This window comes from Daejeonella lutea (assembly GCF_900168015.1).
Lineage (GTDB): Bacteria > Bacteroidota > Bacteroidia > Sphingobacteriales > Sphingobacteriaceae > Daejeonella > Daejeonella lutea.
Map to the genome: position 1 here is coordinate 172,303 of NZ_FUYR01000002.1, position 16,650 is coordinate 188,952.

Here is a 16,650-nt window from a genome sequence, read left to right on the forward strand (position 1 = left end):
ATCAAATTAACTGGAGATGGGGCCGGATCTGCAAATTAACTATATCGGAGCGCTCCGGCTGCGCCAGGGCAAATGCCACACTTATTGCAACATCTTCAGCCTTTAGCATTTCGAGATTCCTGATCTTTTCTTCTTTTTCTTCTTTTGTAAATTCCTGCATATCGGTATCAGTTGCTCCAGGCTCAATCAATATCACCTTAATCCCTTTTGGATTGAGTTCTTTGCGCAGAGCTTCAGAAAATCCTTGAATACCACTTTTGCTGGCCACGTATAGGGAGCTGCCAGTTTCCCGCACATCAGCACTCATTGACCCGATATTCACAATATGACTAAGATTCCCCATATTTAGAGCATAATTACTGCATGCGATATATGACAGGAGGTTCGATCGCAGGAGGTAATCCCAATCCGCATAAGTACCTTCCGTAATTCCACCAAAAGGAAGCGCCGCATTGTTTACCAATATGTCGAGGCCCCCCAACTCCTTTTCAACAGAAACAAAAATCCGTTTGATATCTTCTTCATTAGCCAGATCAGCCACCAAACCGTTGCAATGGTTGGCGGTCGTCAGTATTTTCACGGCAGCAATTGTTTCGTCCAGCGGAGCTTGGTTTCGCCCGCAGATGAAGCAATGTGCCCCTAACCGAGCCAGCAGGATCGTGATCTCGCGACCAATACCGGTAGTTCCCCCTGTTATCAAAACCTTTTTACCAGAAATCCTGTCTTTCCAAAAATCATTTAGATCTATCATAATCCGTTAAGCATTGATAAACAATATGCCTCCCTAGATGTCCAGAGGGTTTAAAAGTCTAACCGATCGCAAAAATTATTGTTTAGCGAAATAAGAAAAAGAGTAGAAGTACGGTAAGCCGGGGAAAGCGTCTAATCACGTATATTAATGAGCCTGTTACTTACCGCGTAACAGATTAAGGAGGCTGTATTACGGCTGCCAGTTTTATGAAGGAGGCTCAGGCGATGGCCTTCCACGGTGCGCTTGCTCGTGAAAATCTTATCCGCAATTTCCTGATTGGTATATCCTTCGGCTATCAAATCCAGTATTTCCCTTTCCCTGGCCGAAAGCGCCATTTGCTCCTGATCCAGTAATACCGGTGTGGTCCGGACATATTGATTTAAAATTGGAACTACCAAATTGGTACAAACAAAGCGGCTTCCGCTGACGATCTGCCTGATGGCAAAAGCAAGCTCCTCAATCGCAGAATCCTTGCACACAAATGCAGTTATACCGGTTTTGTAGTATTTAAAAAAGGTAGTATCGTCAGCTTCCGTGAGCAGCAAGGTTTTTAGCCCTGGACACAGCTTCACCATTTCAGCGGGTTCGATTCCTGAACGTTCGGCCTCATCCTGATCGATGATCAATACGTCGGCCTTATTTTGTTTTTGTACTGGATCCAGTTCCCGAAAATTGCTGATTTCGGCAATAACGCGAAATTCAGGATCACTGTTTAAGATGCGGGAGATGCCTTCGCAAACAATATTCCTGCCCGCCAGTAATACTATGTTTATCATGAGATGAAAATTGCATTGCCAATTACCTTTTTCGTAGATGTTATACAAATTTCGTGAATAGTAAACTTTTAGGCAAGAACTTAGATCGTAAAAATAGCACCATGCAGCAAGCACCGGTAGGGCAGCCTAGCCTTTCGCCGCATCCTCCAAATCTTTGATCACAATCTTTTTCATTTTCATCATGGTATCCATTACCCGTTTGGCTTTGTCTTTATCCGGGTTTTGTAGTAAACGGCCAAGGAAAGGCGGAGTAACCTGCCAGGATAAACCGAAGCGGTCTTTCAGCCAGCCGCACTGGGATTCTTGTCCGCCACCTGAAATGAGATTTTCCCAGTAATAGTCGATCTCTTCTTGTGTCTCCGCTGCGATTGAGAAGGATACGGATTCGTTAAAGGTGAAATTAGCGCCGCCATTCAGCAACATAAATTCCTGGTCCAGGATCGAGATTTCTGCAACCAGTATCTCACCTCCGAAGCCGGGTACTTCTTTGGGGTAGTAGTTGGTGCTTAAAACTTTTGAATCCTTAAATACGGAGGTATAAAATTCAAGGGCTTCGGCTACATTGTGGTTTAGCCAGAGGCAGGGTCTAATTTTTTTCATTAGGGATATAGGGTTGAGGGTTGATTTATGTAAAGGTAAGGGGGATTGTGGGAATTGACAGGGGGCAAAATTGACTAGTTTGGGGGTGAATGCGACAAATAAGCCTCATGCCGGCGGACCGGCACTTACTTTTCCCTGCAGCTGGAAATTAAGCAAGAGCCGCCGCTGCCCCTGGCGCTTCCGTTGGTACGGGCGGGATGGAACTTAATTGATTATATATTCATCACAATCAACCCTTCTTAAAACTTTTTCCTCTATTCATCCCTTGTATGTAAAATTTGCAACAATGAAACTAGACTGGGAAAAACTACTCTTAGGCGAAGAGAACTGGATCTTTATGCTCGAGGTCTCCTTCCGTACGCTTGTCATGTTTTTTATCATCCTGATTGGCCTGAGGCTGTTAGGTAAGCGCGGGGTGGCGCAGTTATCGGTATTCGAGCTGGTGGTAATTATTAGTCTCGGTTCAGCGGCGGGCGACCCGATGTTCTACAAGGAAGTAGGATTAATGGTGCCAGTATGCGTATTTACAGTGGTTGTTGTCGCTTATAGATTTACCACCTTTCTTATGGCCAAAAGTGAGAAAATTGACGACCTGGTGGAAGGTAAAGCTGTATACTTAATCGAAGACGGCGAATTTAACATCACCGGTTTCGGGAAGGAAGGTCTGGCTAAGGATGAGTTTTTCTCTGAGCTGCGACAACAGGGGGTTAGTCACCTCGGACAGGTAGACACCGCGATCCTGGAAACATCCGGTAATTTGAGCATTTACTTTTACGAAGATGCAAAAGTGAAAGAGGGCCTGCCCATTCTTCCCGCGCTTTTCGAAGATGCCCTGCTGGAAATCCCAAAAGCCGGCACCTATGCCTGCCGGCTATGCGGTAATGTAGAAAAGCTGAAACCTGTAAAGGAGCATAAGTGCGAAAAATGTGAGCATACTGAATGGGTGAAAGCGGTGAAGGGACTACGGATTAAATAGGGTAAATTCCGCTTGTGCGCCCTTTTTATGCTGCTGGCTGCTATCAGGCACCTGAGCTTTCAGCGCGCAGAATTTCAGGCTCAGGTTCCGGACTGGGTGCTGATGAACAAGGATTTGTTGGTAGAAAATCCGCCATCTACGCTGTAAATTATCCGCTAAGCCTTTCTACTTAAGTTTCACCGCCTTTCCGGTTTTAGCGCTCTTTTTTGCTGCTTCCAGAATTTCAACCACGATCATATTATTTTCTAAGGACGACAGGTCGTACTCTGGAAGTTCGATCTCTTTTCTGACCAGCGCGGCAAAAAGAGAAAATGGATCGTTGTAGGGGGCTGCAAGTCTTTTTAAGCTCTCTTTTCGCTCCGTCTTGTCATCCTTCAGACGCGTCCTGATATCTGTGCCGTTATCGGCGATAATGTAGCCGGTCTTGCCATAAACCTCCATATCTTTTCTGCTGAACGGCCAGTTCCAGGATGCCTGGATGATGCCCTGCATTTTTGGATATTTCAGGAGGATGGTGGCTTCATCGTCAACCTTTGGATAGATGTCTGGTTTGATCTGCTGAGTTAGGGCTAATACAGATTCTGGCTTAGCTCCACCATTGAGCCAGGTGAGCAGATTTGCACCATAGCAGCCAAAATCCATGACGGCACCTCCCCCATTCAGAACCGGATCGGTCAGCCACTCTAAAAATTCTTTATTTACACCAATTTCCTGCGGTCCTTCATGACCGTCGTGTATTACTACTTTTCTCAAGTCGCCCAGGTCCTTATTTTTAATGGCTACCTCGTACGCTTTTTGGTTTGAAGGATACCAGGTAGTTTCATAGTTCGTCAATACCAGTATTTTATGTTTATCCGCAAGAGCTTTCATCTTTTGAGCATGGTCAACGCTTACGGCTAATGGCTTTTCAACCATCACATGAATGCCGGCAGGTGCGCAGGCTTCAACTACTTCCAGGTGCTGATAGATGGATCCAAATGCAGCAACCATTTCCGGCTTTGTCCTGGAGATCATTTCGGCCAGTCGCGTACGAGATTATATCCTGACAAAATTTTATGATTAATTAGCTGGGCCGCCTCTTTTCCTGCGGATCCCCGCTGATCGTGATCCTGGTATCTGCCGGGATGATAGTCAGATTAAGTGATCCGGCGGGAGATTCAAACCATGGTAGTTCTATGTGTCGCTCCTTAAATTGTAGGGGAAAGAATATTATATTTAATTCAGCAATTTCCCTGAGTACCACCTATGCATACATTTAAAACCAAACCCGACGGCTTTCGACAAATCAGAAGGTCCATTATTTTTTGCGAATTCCCTTTACTTTTTCTGTCTTTAAGTACTGGCCTGCTTGCTGCGGCAATTGGGAAACCTGACAGATCAATTGATTGGTCTTTTATAGGTGCGGTGTTACTGGTAGTACTGGTTATTCTCGCGGTATTACTGCTAAATATTCTTACTGAAAGGAGGCATATCTATGAGGACTTCCTGCTCACAATCGATGAGAATGGGATCACGCGAGAACAATACAATGCGAATGTATTAACAGTGGGCAAAGATGAGGTGAGGGAAATATATAAAACCTCAAATGGCGGGATTGTTATAAACGGAGTCGGCGGATCTGATCCAATAAATATTCCTCCTCAGATGGAACAGTCCGACAAGCTTGAGCGCTTATTTTCAGAGATAAAACCTTTTTCCACCGCGCCCATTCTTGAAAAGTATAAGTTTCAAATCATCTTTACCTTCCTCGCCCTTTTCGCTGCATTTAATTTCGTAACAAGTAAACCACTTGTTTGGGTAAGTGGGTTTATGCTATTGAGTTTTGATAGCTATTTGCTTTACAAAATCTATCAGCATACAAACTTACGCGATGTTCCAAAGGGAAGACTTATACTGGCCTTGTATTTTGTATTTATTATTATCCGCAAAGTGTATTCAACAACTGGTGGTTAGCAGCAGATGAGCACCAAGGGGGTGTAACTTAAGCCAGCACTATTTCGTCTTATAAATTGAGGATAATCAAACTTGAATACACTTCGGAATATGGCAGAAATTAAATATCAAATAATTACACCTGACGACAACGAAAATATAAAACTCATTGCAGATTGGTATTTAAGTGAATGGAACATCCCTGTTCAAACAACAATAAATAAGACTAAGATGCTCTCGCCAGCAAATCATGAATTTCAAATTCTAATGACAGTTAACAGCATACCAATTGCGACTGGTGGACTTTACAACCATGTAGGTCTGCTTGATAGAGAATCACGATTTAAAATTTACAAAAACTGGCTAGCATTAGTTTACACAAAGCCCGACAATAGGGGAAATGGTTTAGGAGCGTTAATTTGTAAACGCATCCAAAGCCATGCAAAAGACCTTGGACTGAAAGATATTTACTTATTCACCCATACGGCTGAAAATCTATATAAACGACTTGCCTGGCAAAAATTGGAACGACTTTCTTTAGGAGGAAAAGACATCGTAATTATGAAAAAAGATCTCTAAAAAAGGACGGACAGAAATTAATGCTGCTGTAATAATTTTAGACTGCGATCAGCTCGTTTTCCCCACTCGGTTTAAGAGTCAGCTAAGCGCTCTTGAATTATATCTAAGCTCATTTGGTTTAAGAGTTTTTTGCGAAAACTTTGCGCTCTCTGCGGTTAAATTGTCCGCCTGACTGCTGCAGATTAAACGATGTGTTATGTTAACGCAGTCTTCCGACCTCCTCTTACCTGGTTTCAGTTTTCCGATCGATCAATAAATCAATTGCCGATACGGCTGAGAGTAAGCTGGAAGTCAACCCGGATCACATCACTCAAGCTCATCACGGCTTCTTCGGCTGCCAGCAGCCTGATGTCGAAATCACTGCGTTTAATTTCGGTTGTGCCTCTGCCGGTGAGTGTGCCGTCGTTGTTTACCTGTATATCTACAAGCAATATAGCAACCTGAGTGATGCCTGCAATTTGGAGGTTGCCCTCAGTAAAAAGCCGGTAGCTGCCAGTTCCGGAACCGCTAAGCTTCATGGTCTTCCCGGCGAACCGGATCCGGTCGTAGGGATACATTTTGAGGCCTTTGTACGCCCGCGCGTCCATTCGCGGATTATCGCTCTTCAGTTCGCCTACAGGGATAGATAAATTTAATGACCGTACTTGCGCCAGTTTTCCATCCTTGAACAGGAGATTTGCACTTCCTTGTGCGGTATTAGTCTTCATTGACCAGCTCTTTTCACGTGCCGTTCCAGTAACTGAGATGTCTGCTTTGCTGACATGAAACGTCTGGGAAGTAGCTGCCAGAGACTGAAGCAAAAAGATGGTTAGCAGACAAAAGAAAGGGCTTTGGGGTATCAGTCGAATAAGTTTCATCGGATTCTGTTTTGATATCAGTAAAAATACTCGCCCCTGTACTGTTTTACCATGACCCTTCTTACCGAAGAAAGTGATCGTTATCACAAAACAGACTGCATCTAATCATTTTGTAATACCCTCGACTTAAGCATTTTTGTTAATAAAGCTTATCCTATGAATCATTCCATTATACTGCAATCTCTCGGAGCCGCCGGAACAGTTACCGGTTCCAAACACCTGCTAAAAACCCCGGGCCTGAATATATTAGTCGACTGCGGGCTCTTCCAGGGAATAAAATCACTCCGCGAACAGAATTGGCAATTGCTGCCCCTGGCTGCCGGAGATATTGATGTCCTTATCCTGACCCATGCCCACCTGGATCATAGCGGTTATATTCCACTGCTGGTGAAATCCGGGTTCCGGGGCAAGATCTTTATGAGCCAGCCTACTTCCTCACTAACTAAACTGATCCTGCTTGACAGTGCCAAAATACAGGAAGAAGATTCTGAACGGGCGAACCGCTTTCGCTATACCAGGCATAAACCCGCATTGCCACTGTACACTGTAAGGGATGCGGAGCGCTCCTTCGAACAGTTTGTAACGGTTGGCAGCGATGAGCGGATACAACTGAGCGACGCTATTAATTTCCGGTTTAAACTAAGCGGGCACATCCTCGGCGCCTGCTCGGTTGAATTAAACTGCTACGGCAAAACCATTGTCTTTTCAGGTGATATCGGCCGGGTCAGCAGCCCGGTGCTGGAAACGCCCGATTACTTCACATCAGCCGACTACGTGATTATGGAATCTACCTACGGGGATAAACTGCATGGCGCGGAAGATGCCACCGAAGAGCTGGCTGAGGTGATCAATGAAACCATCCAGCTTAAGGGTAATATTCTGATACCGAGTTTCGCGGTCGGAAGGGCGCAGGAGCTGCTATACCTGATTACAAAACTAAAAGATACAGGTAAGATCCCTGTGAATATACCGGTGTTCCTGGACAGCCCCATGGCGGCGCAAGCCACTGATATCACCCTGCAATATCCTGAGTTTAGCAAGATTGACCGGAAGGCCTGGCTTGATGTGAAACAGCATGTGACCATTAACCGGGATTTCAGGAATACCCGGGACATCATCGAAAAGAAAGGTTCGAAGATTATTGTCGCGGCCAGTGGAATGCTATCCGGCGGCAGGGTGCTTGAATACATGAAGCATTACGTCGGCGATCGCCGGAATGTGATCCTGCTGATGGGATACCAGGCCGAGGGCACCCGGGGCAGGGCACTGCAGAATCAGTCGCCCGACATCAAGATCCACGGACAATATTATCCTGTCAAGGCACGCGTCAAAGAAATCGGCAGTTTGTCTGCCCATGCAGACCAGTCTGAACTGCTGCACTGGCTGAGTAAGTTCAATCAAAAACCAGCCCTGGTGATGCTGGTTCATGGCGAACCCTGCGCACAGGAGGCGCTTCGCGTTAAGATACAGGACACCTTTCACCTGCCTGTAAGCATTATGCAGCAAAATCAGGATGTGACTTTATTTGTCCCTGAAGGTGTTTCCGGCTGATATTCCGCTATTGTTCTCCGGAACCGCTTACGCGTATACCATTTACCGGCCTCAAACCAGGTAACGGACAGGAAGCCGATGCCTGTACTCAAGGCTAATTGTTCAAGGGAGAGCGGGCTCAGTTCAAAAAATTGTGCAAATGGCCCCACAAAAATCAACGATCCGGTTGTCAGTACCGTAATCCCGATCATGTAAAAGACCATATTATTACGATAGGCCAGGGTGGTGATAAAGGAGTAATAGAAGGACCGGTTTACCAGCGTCAGGAAAATATTAGCTGCTATCAGCGTTACAAAAACCATGGTGCGTGTCACGCTCTCACCGGCATTTCCGTAAACGGAGTATTGATAAACAAAAAGTAAACCCGCGGTGATGGCAAAACCCTGAACCACGCTGGTTGCCAGTTCATTAATCCGGAAAAAAGTTGCTGTAAACGGGCGGGGCGGCTGGATCATGATATTCCGTTCGGCAGGCTCGTTCTCATAAATGATGGAGCAGGTCGGGCCCATGATCAGCTCCAGGAAGATCACATGCACCGGCGAAAAGATAGCAGGGTAGATCCATCCCAATACCAGGGGAATAAACACAATCAGTATGATGGGGATATGGATAGAAATGATGTATTGTATCGCTTTTTTAAGATTGGAATAAATCCTGCGCCCCATGCGGATAGCCTCTACCATTTTGGCGAGGTCATCGTCAGCCAGGATCATCGACGCCGCCTGCTTTGCTATTTCCGTTCCCTTTTTTCCCATGGCAATGCCAATATGCGCTGCTTTCAGGGCGGGGCCGTCGTTTACGCCGTCGCCCGTCATGGCAACAACTTCTCCATGGGCTTTCAGGGCATTTACGATGCGGAGCTTGGCCTCAGGGAACATGCGGGTAAAGATGTTGGTGTCCGAAACGATCTTGCCGAGCCCGGCTTCGTCAAGCTTCATCAGCTCTTCTCCGGTCATGCTTTTTTCGCTTCCGCGGAAGCCCACGCTGTTGGCAATCGCTGCCGTCGTTACCGGATTGTCGCCGGTGATGATCTTGACATCGATCCCGGCTTTATAGAAAGCTGCCAGTACCTCCGGAATATTATCTTTCGGCGGATCATAAAATGCGATCAGCCCTGTAAAATTAAATACGAGATCCTGTTGCTGCGCGGGGAAGTCAGTACCGGCCCAGGTGCTTGTACCCACTCCCAGCACCCGGTAACCTTCCGCGGCAAGCGCGTGAATAGCCTCAGAGATGCGACTTTTCCCGGCTTCCGCCAGATTCGAAACTTTTAACAGGGCCTCCGGAGCGCCCTTCGCAGCGATGATGCGTTCGGCCTTGTTGTTTTCAAAAATATGCGTCATCATCGGCGGTTTCCCTCCGAGGGGATATTCATGGATCATGCGGAAGTCGGGCCGCTCATCCTGAGTTGTATTTTTTGTGTAGGATTCGTGCAGGGCGATTTCCATCGGATCAAACGGGATAGGCTCGCTTGCCCACATGGCGTCGCGGATCAGGGAGCGGACAGCAGGAGCGGGGTCAGCGCCAACAAAGATTTGACTTTCTGCATGGACATACACCTTGGCCAGTGCCATTTTGTTTTGTGTAATCGTGCCCGTTTTGTCGGTACAGATTACCGAGGCACTGCCCAGTGTTTCCACAGTTTTCATTTGCTTTACCACGATACCCATCTTCATCAGCCGCCAGGCACCGAGAGCCATGAAGGTGGTAAATGCCACCGGGATCTCTTCCGGAAGGATGCTCATCGCCAGCGTAAGTGCCTTAAGCAGGCTGTCTGGAAAGTCGCCGGATTTTAGATAATTGATCAGCCAAACGAAAGCGAAGACCACAACGCCGCCAATGACCATCTTCGTCACAAAATTTCCAATCTGTATTTCCAGGGGTGTCTTTTCGTCTTGGATTTCCGACAAGCTTTTGCCAATCTGTCCCAGCCTGCTGTTGTTCCCTGTTGCGGTAACCTGTGCCACAGCCATTCCGCTAGCAATAGTGCTTCCCTGGTAAACCTGCCTGTTTTCTTCCCGCTGATTTTTGAATACTGCCATAGATTCGCCCGTGAGGACCGATTCATTGACAGAAAAGTCATTGGAATGAATAATAAAGCCATCGGCGGCAACCAGGGTGCCTTCCTCCAGAATCAGGCTATCTCCTGGAACCAGTTCGTCGCTGTGGATCTCAACGACTTCCCCATTGCGTATCACCTTTGCAACGGGCAGGGTAAATTGCTTTAATTTTTCCAGGGCATCGCGGCTCCTCGAGTCCTGGAAGATTGAAATGGCGGCCACCAGCAGTATAGCCGCAGCCAGAAACAGTGCATCGGAGGTGTTTCCTACCACCAGGTATATGGTTGAGGCGACTAAAAGCAGCACCACCATTGGCTCCTGCACGATAGCCTTAAGCGCCTTCAGAACCGGGTTTTCTTTTTTCGCACGGAATTTATTGTCGCCGCTCCCGGCACGGGCCTTTAATACCTGTTCATCGGTAAGACCCCGGATATTGAGATTAGCGAAGACTGAAGCCATGTGAAATTGTTGTCAATAAAGTTAGTATTTTCTACCGCCGGGATGTCAGGTCTTGGTGTTTAGTTCAATGGGAGTGTTTTTAATTACTGGGTTTTAAGTGATACGCCGGAGCAATAAAACTTACTGTAGAAATCACGGCTCCGTTTTCACTTTGCGAAACTTTGCCCGTCCGAATGGCATTTAGCCGGGCGGGCGCCTTTGCGTTTAATTATCCGCCTACAAGATCAAAAATTTAAGGATAATCCCGATATTTGTCGTGGCGATAAAATCCGCTTGCAAAAATTGGCAGATGCCTTTCAGGGAGCATGATTATAACTACCATTTTACTTTTCTTCGAAATTATACTGGCACCAGTTGTGTTTGCAATAATCGCACCCCAGCTATTAGCGGCATTCTATGCCCGGCATATCGGCAGAAGTTTTTGGTTCTGGTTTTGGATCTCCTTTTTAATACCCATCATTTCCTTAATCATTTTAATGAACCTGGAAGACAAAACAAAAGAAGTTGCACCTAAGGAAACTGTTTAAGTTTCCCGCTTGGTTTAAGGCTTAGGCAGACCCTAAAATCTCAAGCCGACCGCTGCTCAACTGATATAATCGTATTCTCAACTATTTTTAAGAACTCCCTCATATCCGTTACGAAATAATTAGGCTGAAAAAATTCCTCCCTGCCGTAGGATTTAGTAGCCAGGTAATCGGCTAACAGTAACTTACACCCTTCATGCTCACTAATGTACCACTCGGCGCGTCCTACAGCAAAGCCAGCGTTACGAGATGCTAATCTGCGTCTCTTCGGTGTTGTCCCTGTATTTGAATCTTTGTAATTCTGTTGGAATACTTCGTAATTCTTAACCAATAAGTCATTCAACCTGATCCAGTGTTCTTTTGTCATCGCCGTAATATTTGCTAATAAAATTAGCAATATTAATGATTCAGGAGAAGGGGGTTTATGGAGAAATTTGGTAATGGTTGATTGTCAGGTGGATTAATTTTTGGTTTTTAAATAGCGGTAAGAAATCAGACCTAAGATGAAATTTAACGAAGCGCCCGGCTAATAAATTAAATAATTGGCTGTAATAGCAACCGATCGGGTATAAAACCTATATAATTGCAAAAATTAGCCCCGATAGGGTATAATTAAAGATATTTTATTATATTTGTACCCTAAAGGGTATAAACTATGCTTTACGATTACTTAAAGAAAAAGCGGAAAGCTTTCAATTTTACGCAGGAAGATCTTGCAGTAAAGGCCGGCGTGGGCCTTCGCTTTGTCCGGGAACTGGAGCAAGGAAAAACTACACTTCGTATGGATAAGGTTAACCAGGTATTAGCTTTATTCGGCGCCGAATTAGGCGTTGTGCAAAAACCAAAAGATCATGAGTAAAAAAGGATCAGTTTTCTACCAGGAACATTTTGCCGGCCTTATAGAAGAAACAGACGAAGGTTACGAGTTCACATATGCTACAGAGTACCTGGAAATTAAGAACGCTAAGCCTGTTAGCCTGACCCTGCCTCTTACTTCCGAAAAGTATACCAGTAAAGTTTTATTTGCTTTTTTTGATGGTCTGATCCCGGAAGGCTGGCTGCTCAACCTGGCTACTGAGCATTGGAAGGTTAAGCAGAATGACCGTTTTGAATTGCTATTACTCGCCTGCAGAGATACGATCGGGGCAGTAACTATTATTCCTGAAAAAGATTAGATATGGCAAATTGTTGTTTTTGTTATCAGGGTTCAGGGGATAAGGAGTATCACGAAAAATGTTCTAAAAGATTCTTCGGAACGGCCACTCCTCCTAAGTTGGAATTAGACAATCAGCTATTAAAAGATCTGGCTGATCAAACAATAAATGAAAGAATAGCCATTACAGGCGTCCAGCCAAAGCTTTCGGTAACCTTAGAAAAAAGCAAGGAAAACAGCCGCCTGACGATTGTAGGTCTGTGGGGGGAATATATTTTAAAGCCTCAACACGAACGATTTCAAATGATGCCAGAAACAGAAGATCTGACCATGCACCTGGCATCCTTATTCAGAATTCCGGTTTGTGAGCACACACTGCTCAGGGCTTCAGACGGCAGCCTGGTATATCTGGCAAAGCGCTTTGACCGCGTTAATGGGAGAAAAGTTCACATGGAAGATTTCTGCCAACTTTCAGAATTTTTAACGGAAGGTAAATACAAGGGTTCATATGAAAAAATAGGAAAGCTTATCCTGAAATATTGTACAAATACAGGACTGGATGCATTAAATTATTTCGAGCTTGTTTTGTTTTCATATCTCACGGGTAACAACGATATGCATCTTAAAAATTTTGCAGTGCTGCATCAGGACGATGGCATTTATTTAAGTCCCGCTTATGATTTGCTGAATGTGAATTTGGTGAATCCTGCCGATGATGAAGAATTGGCGTTGACATTGAACGGCAAAAAGAAAAGACTAGGGCTGAAAGACTTTAGAATTCTAGGGGCTAGCCTCGAAATTCCTGAACGAGCTATTGAAAATAGTTTTAAAAAATTGGCATCAGCAAATAAAGAAGTAGATTTATTTATAAATTCTTCATTTTTATCTCAGGACCAGAAAGAACTGTATCACAGAATATGGTTGGAAAAACAGGCCATATTTTCATGATCAAGGCTTCTAATCACTTTGGGGGAGCCAGCTTCGGCTTTCTTTAACAAGGTTGGCTTTAAAATGTGCAGCTAAACTTTGCCAGAGTCAATACATCCTACTACTGCATCGATAAACTCATCTGTTTCTGATTCATCCATTGACGCAAATCCAATACGTACACCATTAAGCGAATCGTTGCCCTGGTTATAGAAACTACCGTCGTTTAAGTAGATACCCTGACTTGATAGTCGCTTTGATATCTTCGATAAGCTGACGCTTGCATCGAATATGCTCCAGATAGCCATTCCTCCCAAAGGGATGGTAAAATGCACTAAGCCATTCAATCTTGTTGAAAGCATTTGACTAATGCTGTCCCGTCTGCTTTTATATAGCTTCAAAGATTTATTAATGTGCTTCTGCATCTCTCCCGATTGAAAGAGGTGTCCAATAGATTCTTCCAAAAGCAGATCGCCACGAGTTTCCATCAGCTCTTTATACTTGCCGGCCTGCCAAATAAAGTCAGGTTGTGAGATTAAAAAACCTGAGCGAATAGTTAAAGATAATACCTTGGATATGGAACCTATGTATATCACCAGGCCATCGTGATCCGAACTCGCTAAAGGCAAAATGGGACTACTTTCGTAATGGTAATCATAATCGTAGTCATCTTCTATTAAAGGAATCGTGTACTCTTTAATTAACATTAAAAGCTTTCTCCTGCGCTCAGCACTCAATGTAACCGTAGTTGGGTGGTGATGATGAGGAATTAGATAAATTAGATCCGGACGTTCCGTTCTGCACAGCTCCTCAATTTGATCGACGTCTATCCCATTTTCATCAACTTTAACTTTTATAAGATCTCCGCCAAGTTGCTCAAAGACCTTATTCGCCATCCGGTAGTTAAGATCACCCACGATGACCTTACTTCCAGGCTTTACTATCATCTGAGCCGCTATAAAGATTGCTCCTTGCGCACCTCTGGTAGTTAGAATATGGTCTTCTGTGATGTCTAGTCCCCGGGTTTGTGTTAAGAAACTTGCCAGCTCAGTCCTTAACAAAGTGGAACCAATTGAAGGTTCGCTTATGATCCCAATATGCTTGTAATATTTACCCTGCAGGGATTTGTAGGTATCTGCCAGGATTTGTAGTGGTGCGATACGGGCATCAGGGTAACCATCATTAATTACCAAATGGTATGGCCTGGACAGAATGTCAGACTTTACTGTGTTAATCTGATTGTAGAACGGATTTGAATCATTCTTATTGACATTCTCATTAAAAGACTGCGGTGTTATTATGGGAAGCTTATGTGCTACTAAAACTGCTTTTCGGGGAGATGTTACAATCCATCCCATTATATTCAGCTGATCATAAGCGGCGACAGTTGTGCTGCGATTGAGCTTCAACATTTGGGCGAGTTGTCGTGTAGAAGGTAATTCAACCCCTGGTTTTAGCTTCTTGTTTTCAATGAGCTTAATAAATCCATCAGCCACTTGTTTAAATACAGGAATATCTAACCTCCTATCGATATGAATCAGATTGTTGTAGGGTAACGTCTGGACTGCCATGAATTTAAAAGCTGGATGGTCATGACCATCCGAACTGTCTGTACCTTTGCTTTTACTAAATAGGTGCTTATCGCATCAATCGTAAATATAATATAAGCAATGAGAATTCTAGTAATTGGAGCTACAGGCTTGATCGGCAAGAATGTGGCAAAGAAGTTAACAGCTTTAGGTCATGATGTAGTTGCGGGATCACCAGGAGCGGGTATAGATATTATTACCGGAGAAGGTTTAACAGAGGCCTTGAAAGGTACAGAAATAGTGATCGATCTCTCAAACTCCTCATCTCCGGATGATGAAACTGCCATCAGCTTTTTTAGTCAGGCCGGTAAAACATTAATTGCTGCCGAAAAGCAAGGGAATATCAGGCATCATGTCGTGTTATCTATTGTAGGTATAGACAAGGCCCTGAATATCGGCTACCTTCGGGCAAAGAAAGGTCAAGAGGATAATGTCAGGCAATCCGGAATACCGTACACCATCATTAGGTCTACGCAGTTTCACGAGCATGTCAATACCATAATAGCTGTACAATCTCAAGGTGCAGAAGTTCATGTTTCTACAGTGGATTATCAACCGATAGCGGCTGAGGATGTAGCGGAATTAATATCTCAAATTGCACTGGAACAGCCATTGAATGGAACCGTGGAAATAGCAGGTCCGGAGCGAGCGCCAATGAATGAGATAGTAAGCAGGTATTTAGCTATCAGGCAAGATTCCACCAGAACTGTTGTCGCGAATGACGATGACAAATACATGCATTTAGATATACCTAAATCCTTGCTGGTACCTGATGGTGATTACAGGGAAGGCAAAGTACGTTTTGATGAATGGTCTGTTTATAATTGAGATAATAAATTTTTGAATAGATCATTTGATGTGATATTTGACATCCACTCGTGGTGTAAGTGTTCCGCGGGATCAATGAATCAAACTGTAAAGTTCAGGACTCTGACCGGCAATGGTTGGATAAGTTTCCTCCCTGCCGTAGGATTTGGTAGCGAGATAATCGTCTAACAGTAACTTACACCCTTCATGTTCACTAATGTACCACTCGGCGCGTCCTACAGCAAAGCCAATGTTTCGGGATGCTAGTTTACGTCTCTTGGGTATTGTCCGGGTGGTATAATCTTTATAATTCTGCTGGAATACTTCGTAATTCTTAACCAATAAGTCAGTTCCTGCAAGTAGGATTATGAAGAATAAGAGCACCTGCCTTACAAGCAGGGGACAAATCATCGCTCCCAAACTCAAAATCCCGTTTCTATCGTACTCTCAGTCTCTTGTACTATCTATGTACTATCAGGTGACCTGGTTAATTGATTTAATTGTTATTTATTCTGTTTTTTCTAATATCTACATCATTCCTTCATCCGCGAAACTCAGATAACTATCTTTCGTAAAGATGATATGTTCAATAACTGGTAAGTCTAAAAAATGCCCTGCATTCTTCAACTTCTTTGTCAGCTCAATATCTGCATGGCTCGGTTTTAAGTTACCGCTTGGATGATTATGTACCAAGAAGATACTAGCAGCATTACATTTGAGTGCTGATACAAAGATCACTTTCGGATCTGCTATCGTTCCCGCTGTACCTCCAGTACTTATTGGTGCAATTGCTAATACTCTATTAGCTCGATTGAGAAGGATTATCTTGAACTCTTCGATAAACTCGATGATTTCATAATTCCAGTTTTCTTGCAGAACCCTGTACGCATCAATCGACGTGTTAATCTGTGGCCTTTCAGATGACTTAATTGTTGTCTTGTAGCTAATTTGTACTTCAGCCACTTTCATGTTTTTTGTTTCCATATCTAATTTGATTAATATGGAACTCAGTCATGCTTTAAGAGCAACTAAGCACGAGAAGCAAGGGAATAAATAGGAAAGGGTTAGGACAAAGTGCGTTTATGCCGGAATTTCTTGTAGCGTGTTGA

At 44.3% G+C, this 16,650-nt stretch carries 19 protein-coding genes; 9 read left to right on the top strand and 10 right to left on the bottom strand.

What is annotated here, in order from left to right:
• Position 1 precedes the first annotated feature (1 nt).
• The 3 genes from B5X60_RS09725 to B5X60_RS09735 form a co-directional block, all read right to left on the bottom strand.
• Positions 2-751 (bottom strand): SDR family oxidoreductase, encoded by a 750-nt coding sequence (locus B5X60_RS09725; RefSeq protein WP_079702503.1) that lies wholly within the window; start codon positions 749-751, stop codon positions 2-4.
• Between the two features lie 131 nt (positions 752-882).
• A complete protein-coding gene (locus B5X60_RS09730; RefSeq protein WP_079702504.1) occupies positions 883-1,527 on the bottom strand; it encodes a response regulator transcription factor in 645 nt (214 codons plus the stop codon).
• A gap of 126 nt (positions 1,528-1,653) precedes the next feature.
• On the bottom strand, positions 1,654-2,127 hold the full coding sequence (locus B5X60_RS09735) for a VOC family protein (protein ID WP_079702505.1): 474 nt from the start codon (positions 2,125-2,127) through the stop codon (positions 1,654-1,656).
• 286 nt (positions 2,128-2,413) lie between these two features.
• On the opposite strand from B5X60_RS09735, the gene B5X60_RS09740 reads away from it, so the two are divergent.
• A complete protein-coding gene (locus B5X60_RS09740) occupies positions 2,414-3,103 on the top strand; it encodes a DUF421 domain-containing protein (protein WP_079702506.1) in 690 nt (229 codons plus the stop codon).
• A 165-nt stretch (positions 3,104-3,268) separates the two neighbouring features.
• Here B5X60_RS09740 and B5X60_RS09745 read toward each other — a convergent pair whose 3' ends face one another.
• Positions 3,269-4,117, bottom strand: coding sequence for a Gfo/Idh/MocA family protein (locus tag B5X60_RS09745; protein ID WP_079702507.1), 849 nt, complete (start codon positions 4,115-4,117; stop codon positions 3,269-3,271).
• A gap of 231 nt (positions 4,118-4,348) precedes the next feature.
• Between B5X60_RS09745 and B5X60_RS09750 the strand changes: the two genes are divergently transcribed.
• Positions 4,349-5,056, top strand: a complete 708-nt coding sequence (locus B5X60_RS09750; RefSeq protein ID WP_079702508.1) for a hypothetical protein — start codon at positions 4,349-4,351, stop codon at positions 5,054-5,056.
• 90 nt (positions 5,057-5,146) lie between these two features.
• Entirely contained in the window at positions 5,147-5,614 is a 468-nt protein-coding gene (locus B5X60_RS09755) for a GNAT family N-acetyltransferase (protein WP_079702509.1), read from the top strand.
• A gap of 257 nt (positions 5,615-5,871) precedes the next feature.
• Here the strand turns inward: B5X60_RS09755 and B5X60_RS09760 are convergent, their stop codons facing one another.
• Entirely contained in the window at positions 5,872-6,471 is a 600-nt protein-coding gene (locus B5X60_RS09760; protein ID WP_079702510.1) for a YceI family protein, read from the bottom strand.
• A 156-nt stretch (positions 6,472-6,627) separates the two neighbouring features.
• Between B5X60_RS09760 and B5X60_RS09765 the strand changes: the two genes are divergently transcribed.
• The gene (locus B5X60_RS09765; RefSeq protein ID WP_079702511.1) at positions 6,628-8,022 is read left to right on the top strand and encodes an MBL fold metallo-hydrolase RNA specificity domain-containing protein; all 1,395 of its coding nucleotides are present in this window, start codon (positions 6,628-6,630) and stop codon (positions 8,020-8,022) included.
• On the opposite strand, the gene B5X60_RS09770 is transcribed toward B5X60_RS09765, so the two are convergent.
• Positions 7,980-10,541, bottom strand: a complete 2,562-nt coding sequence (locus tag B5X60_RS09770) for a cation-translocating P-type ATPase (protein ID WP_079702512.1) — start codon at positions 10,539-10,541, stop codon at positions 7,980-7,982. The two genes, B5X60_RS09765 and B5X60_RS09770, sit on opposite strands and share 43 nt — an antisense overlap.
• A gap of 305 nt (positions 10,542-10,846) precedes the next feature.
• On the opposite strand from B5X60_RS09770, the gene B5X60_RS09775 reads away from it, so the two are divergent.
• Positions 10,847-11,068: a hypothetical protein gene (locus B5X60_RS09775; protein WP_079702513.1), complete on the top strand. Its 222-nt coding sequence runs from the start codon at positions 10,847-10,849 to the stop codon at positions 11,066-11,068.
• A 40-nt stretch (positions 11,069-11,108) separates the two neighbouring features.
• Here the strand turns inward: B5X60_RS09775 and B5X60_RS09780 are convergent, their stop codons facing one another.
• The gene (locus tag B5X60_RS09780) at positions 11,109-11,432 is read right to left on the bottom strand and encodes a hypothetical protein (RefSeq protein WP_079702514.1); all 324 of its coding nucleotides are present in this window, start codon (positions 11,430-11,432) and stop codon (positions 11,109-11,111) included.
• A 288-nt stretch (positions 11,433-11,720) separates the two neighbouring features.
• Here B5X60_RS09780 and B5X60_RS09785 point away from each other — a divergent pair, with 288 nt between their 5' ends.
• Genes B5X60_RS09785 through B5X60_RS09795 form a run of 3 tightly spaced genes read left to right on the top strand, consistent with a single transcriptional unit; the run spans position 11,721 to position 13,166 of the window.
• Positions 11,721-11,924: a helix-turn-helix transcriptional regulator gene (locus B5X60_RS09785; RefSeq protein WP_079702515.1), complete on the top strand. Its 204-nt coding sequence runs from the start codon at positions 11,721-11,723 to the stop codon at positions 11,922-11,924.
• A complete protein-coding gene (locus B5X60_RS09790; RefSeq protein WP_079702516.1) occupies positions 11,917-12,240 on the top strand; it encodes a HipA N-terminal domain-containing protein in 324 nt (107 codons plus the stop codon). Before B5X60_RS09785 ends, B5X60_RS09790 begins: the two co-directional genes overlap by 8 nt.
• A 2-nt stretch (positions 12,241-12,242) precedes the next feature.
• Positions 12,243-13,166 (top strand): HipA domain-containing protein, encoded by a 924-nt coding sequence (locus B5X60_RS09795; protein WP_079702517.1) that lies wholly within the window; start codon positions 12,243-12,245, stop codon positions 13,164-13,166.
• Between the two features lie 71 nt (positions 13,167-13,237).
• Here the strand turns inward: B5X60_RS09795 and B5X60_RS09800 are convergent, their stop codons facing one another.
• Complete coding sequence (locus tag B5X60_RS09800) at positions 13,238-14,716, bottom strand: aminotransferase-like domain-containing protein (RefSeq protein ID WP_079702518.1); 1,479 nt, start codon at positions 14,714-14,716, stop codon at positions 13,238-13,240.
• Between the two features lie 99 nt (positions 14,717-14,815).
• On the opposite strand from B5X60_RS09800, the gene B5X60_RS09805 reads away from it, so the two are divergent.
• Positions 14,816-15,562, top strand: coding sequence for an SDR family oxidoreductase (locus B5X60_RS09805; RefSeq protein WP_079702519.1), 747 nt, complete (start codon positions 14,816-14,818; stop codon positions 15,560-15,562).
• Positions 15,563-15,634: 72 nt separating this feature from the next.
• Here the strand turns inward: B5X60_RS09805 and B5X60_RS09810 are convergent, their stop codons facing one another.
• Together B5X60_RS09810 and B5X60_RS09815 are read right to left on the bottom strand one after the other, a co-directional pair.
• Positions 15,635-15,967 carry a hypothetical protein gene (locus B5X60_RS09810; RefSeq protein ID WP_139377437.1) on the bottom strand — a complete coding sequence of 111 codons (333 nt, stop codon included), beginning with the start codon at positions 15,965-15,967 and terminating at the stop codon, positions 15,635-15,637.
• A gap of 102 nt (positions 15,968-16,069) precedes the next feature.
• Entirely contained in the window at positions 16,070-16,525 is a 456-nt protein-coding gene (locus B5X60_RS09815; RefSeq protein ID WP_079702521.1) for a JAB domain-containing protein, read from the bottom strand.
• Positions 16,526-16,650 lie beyond the last annotated feature (125 nt).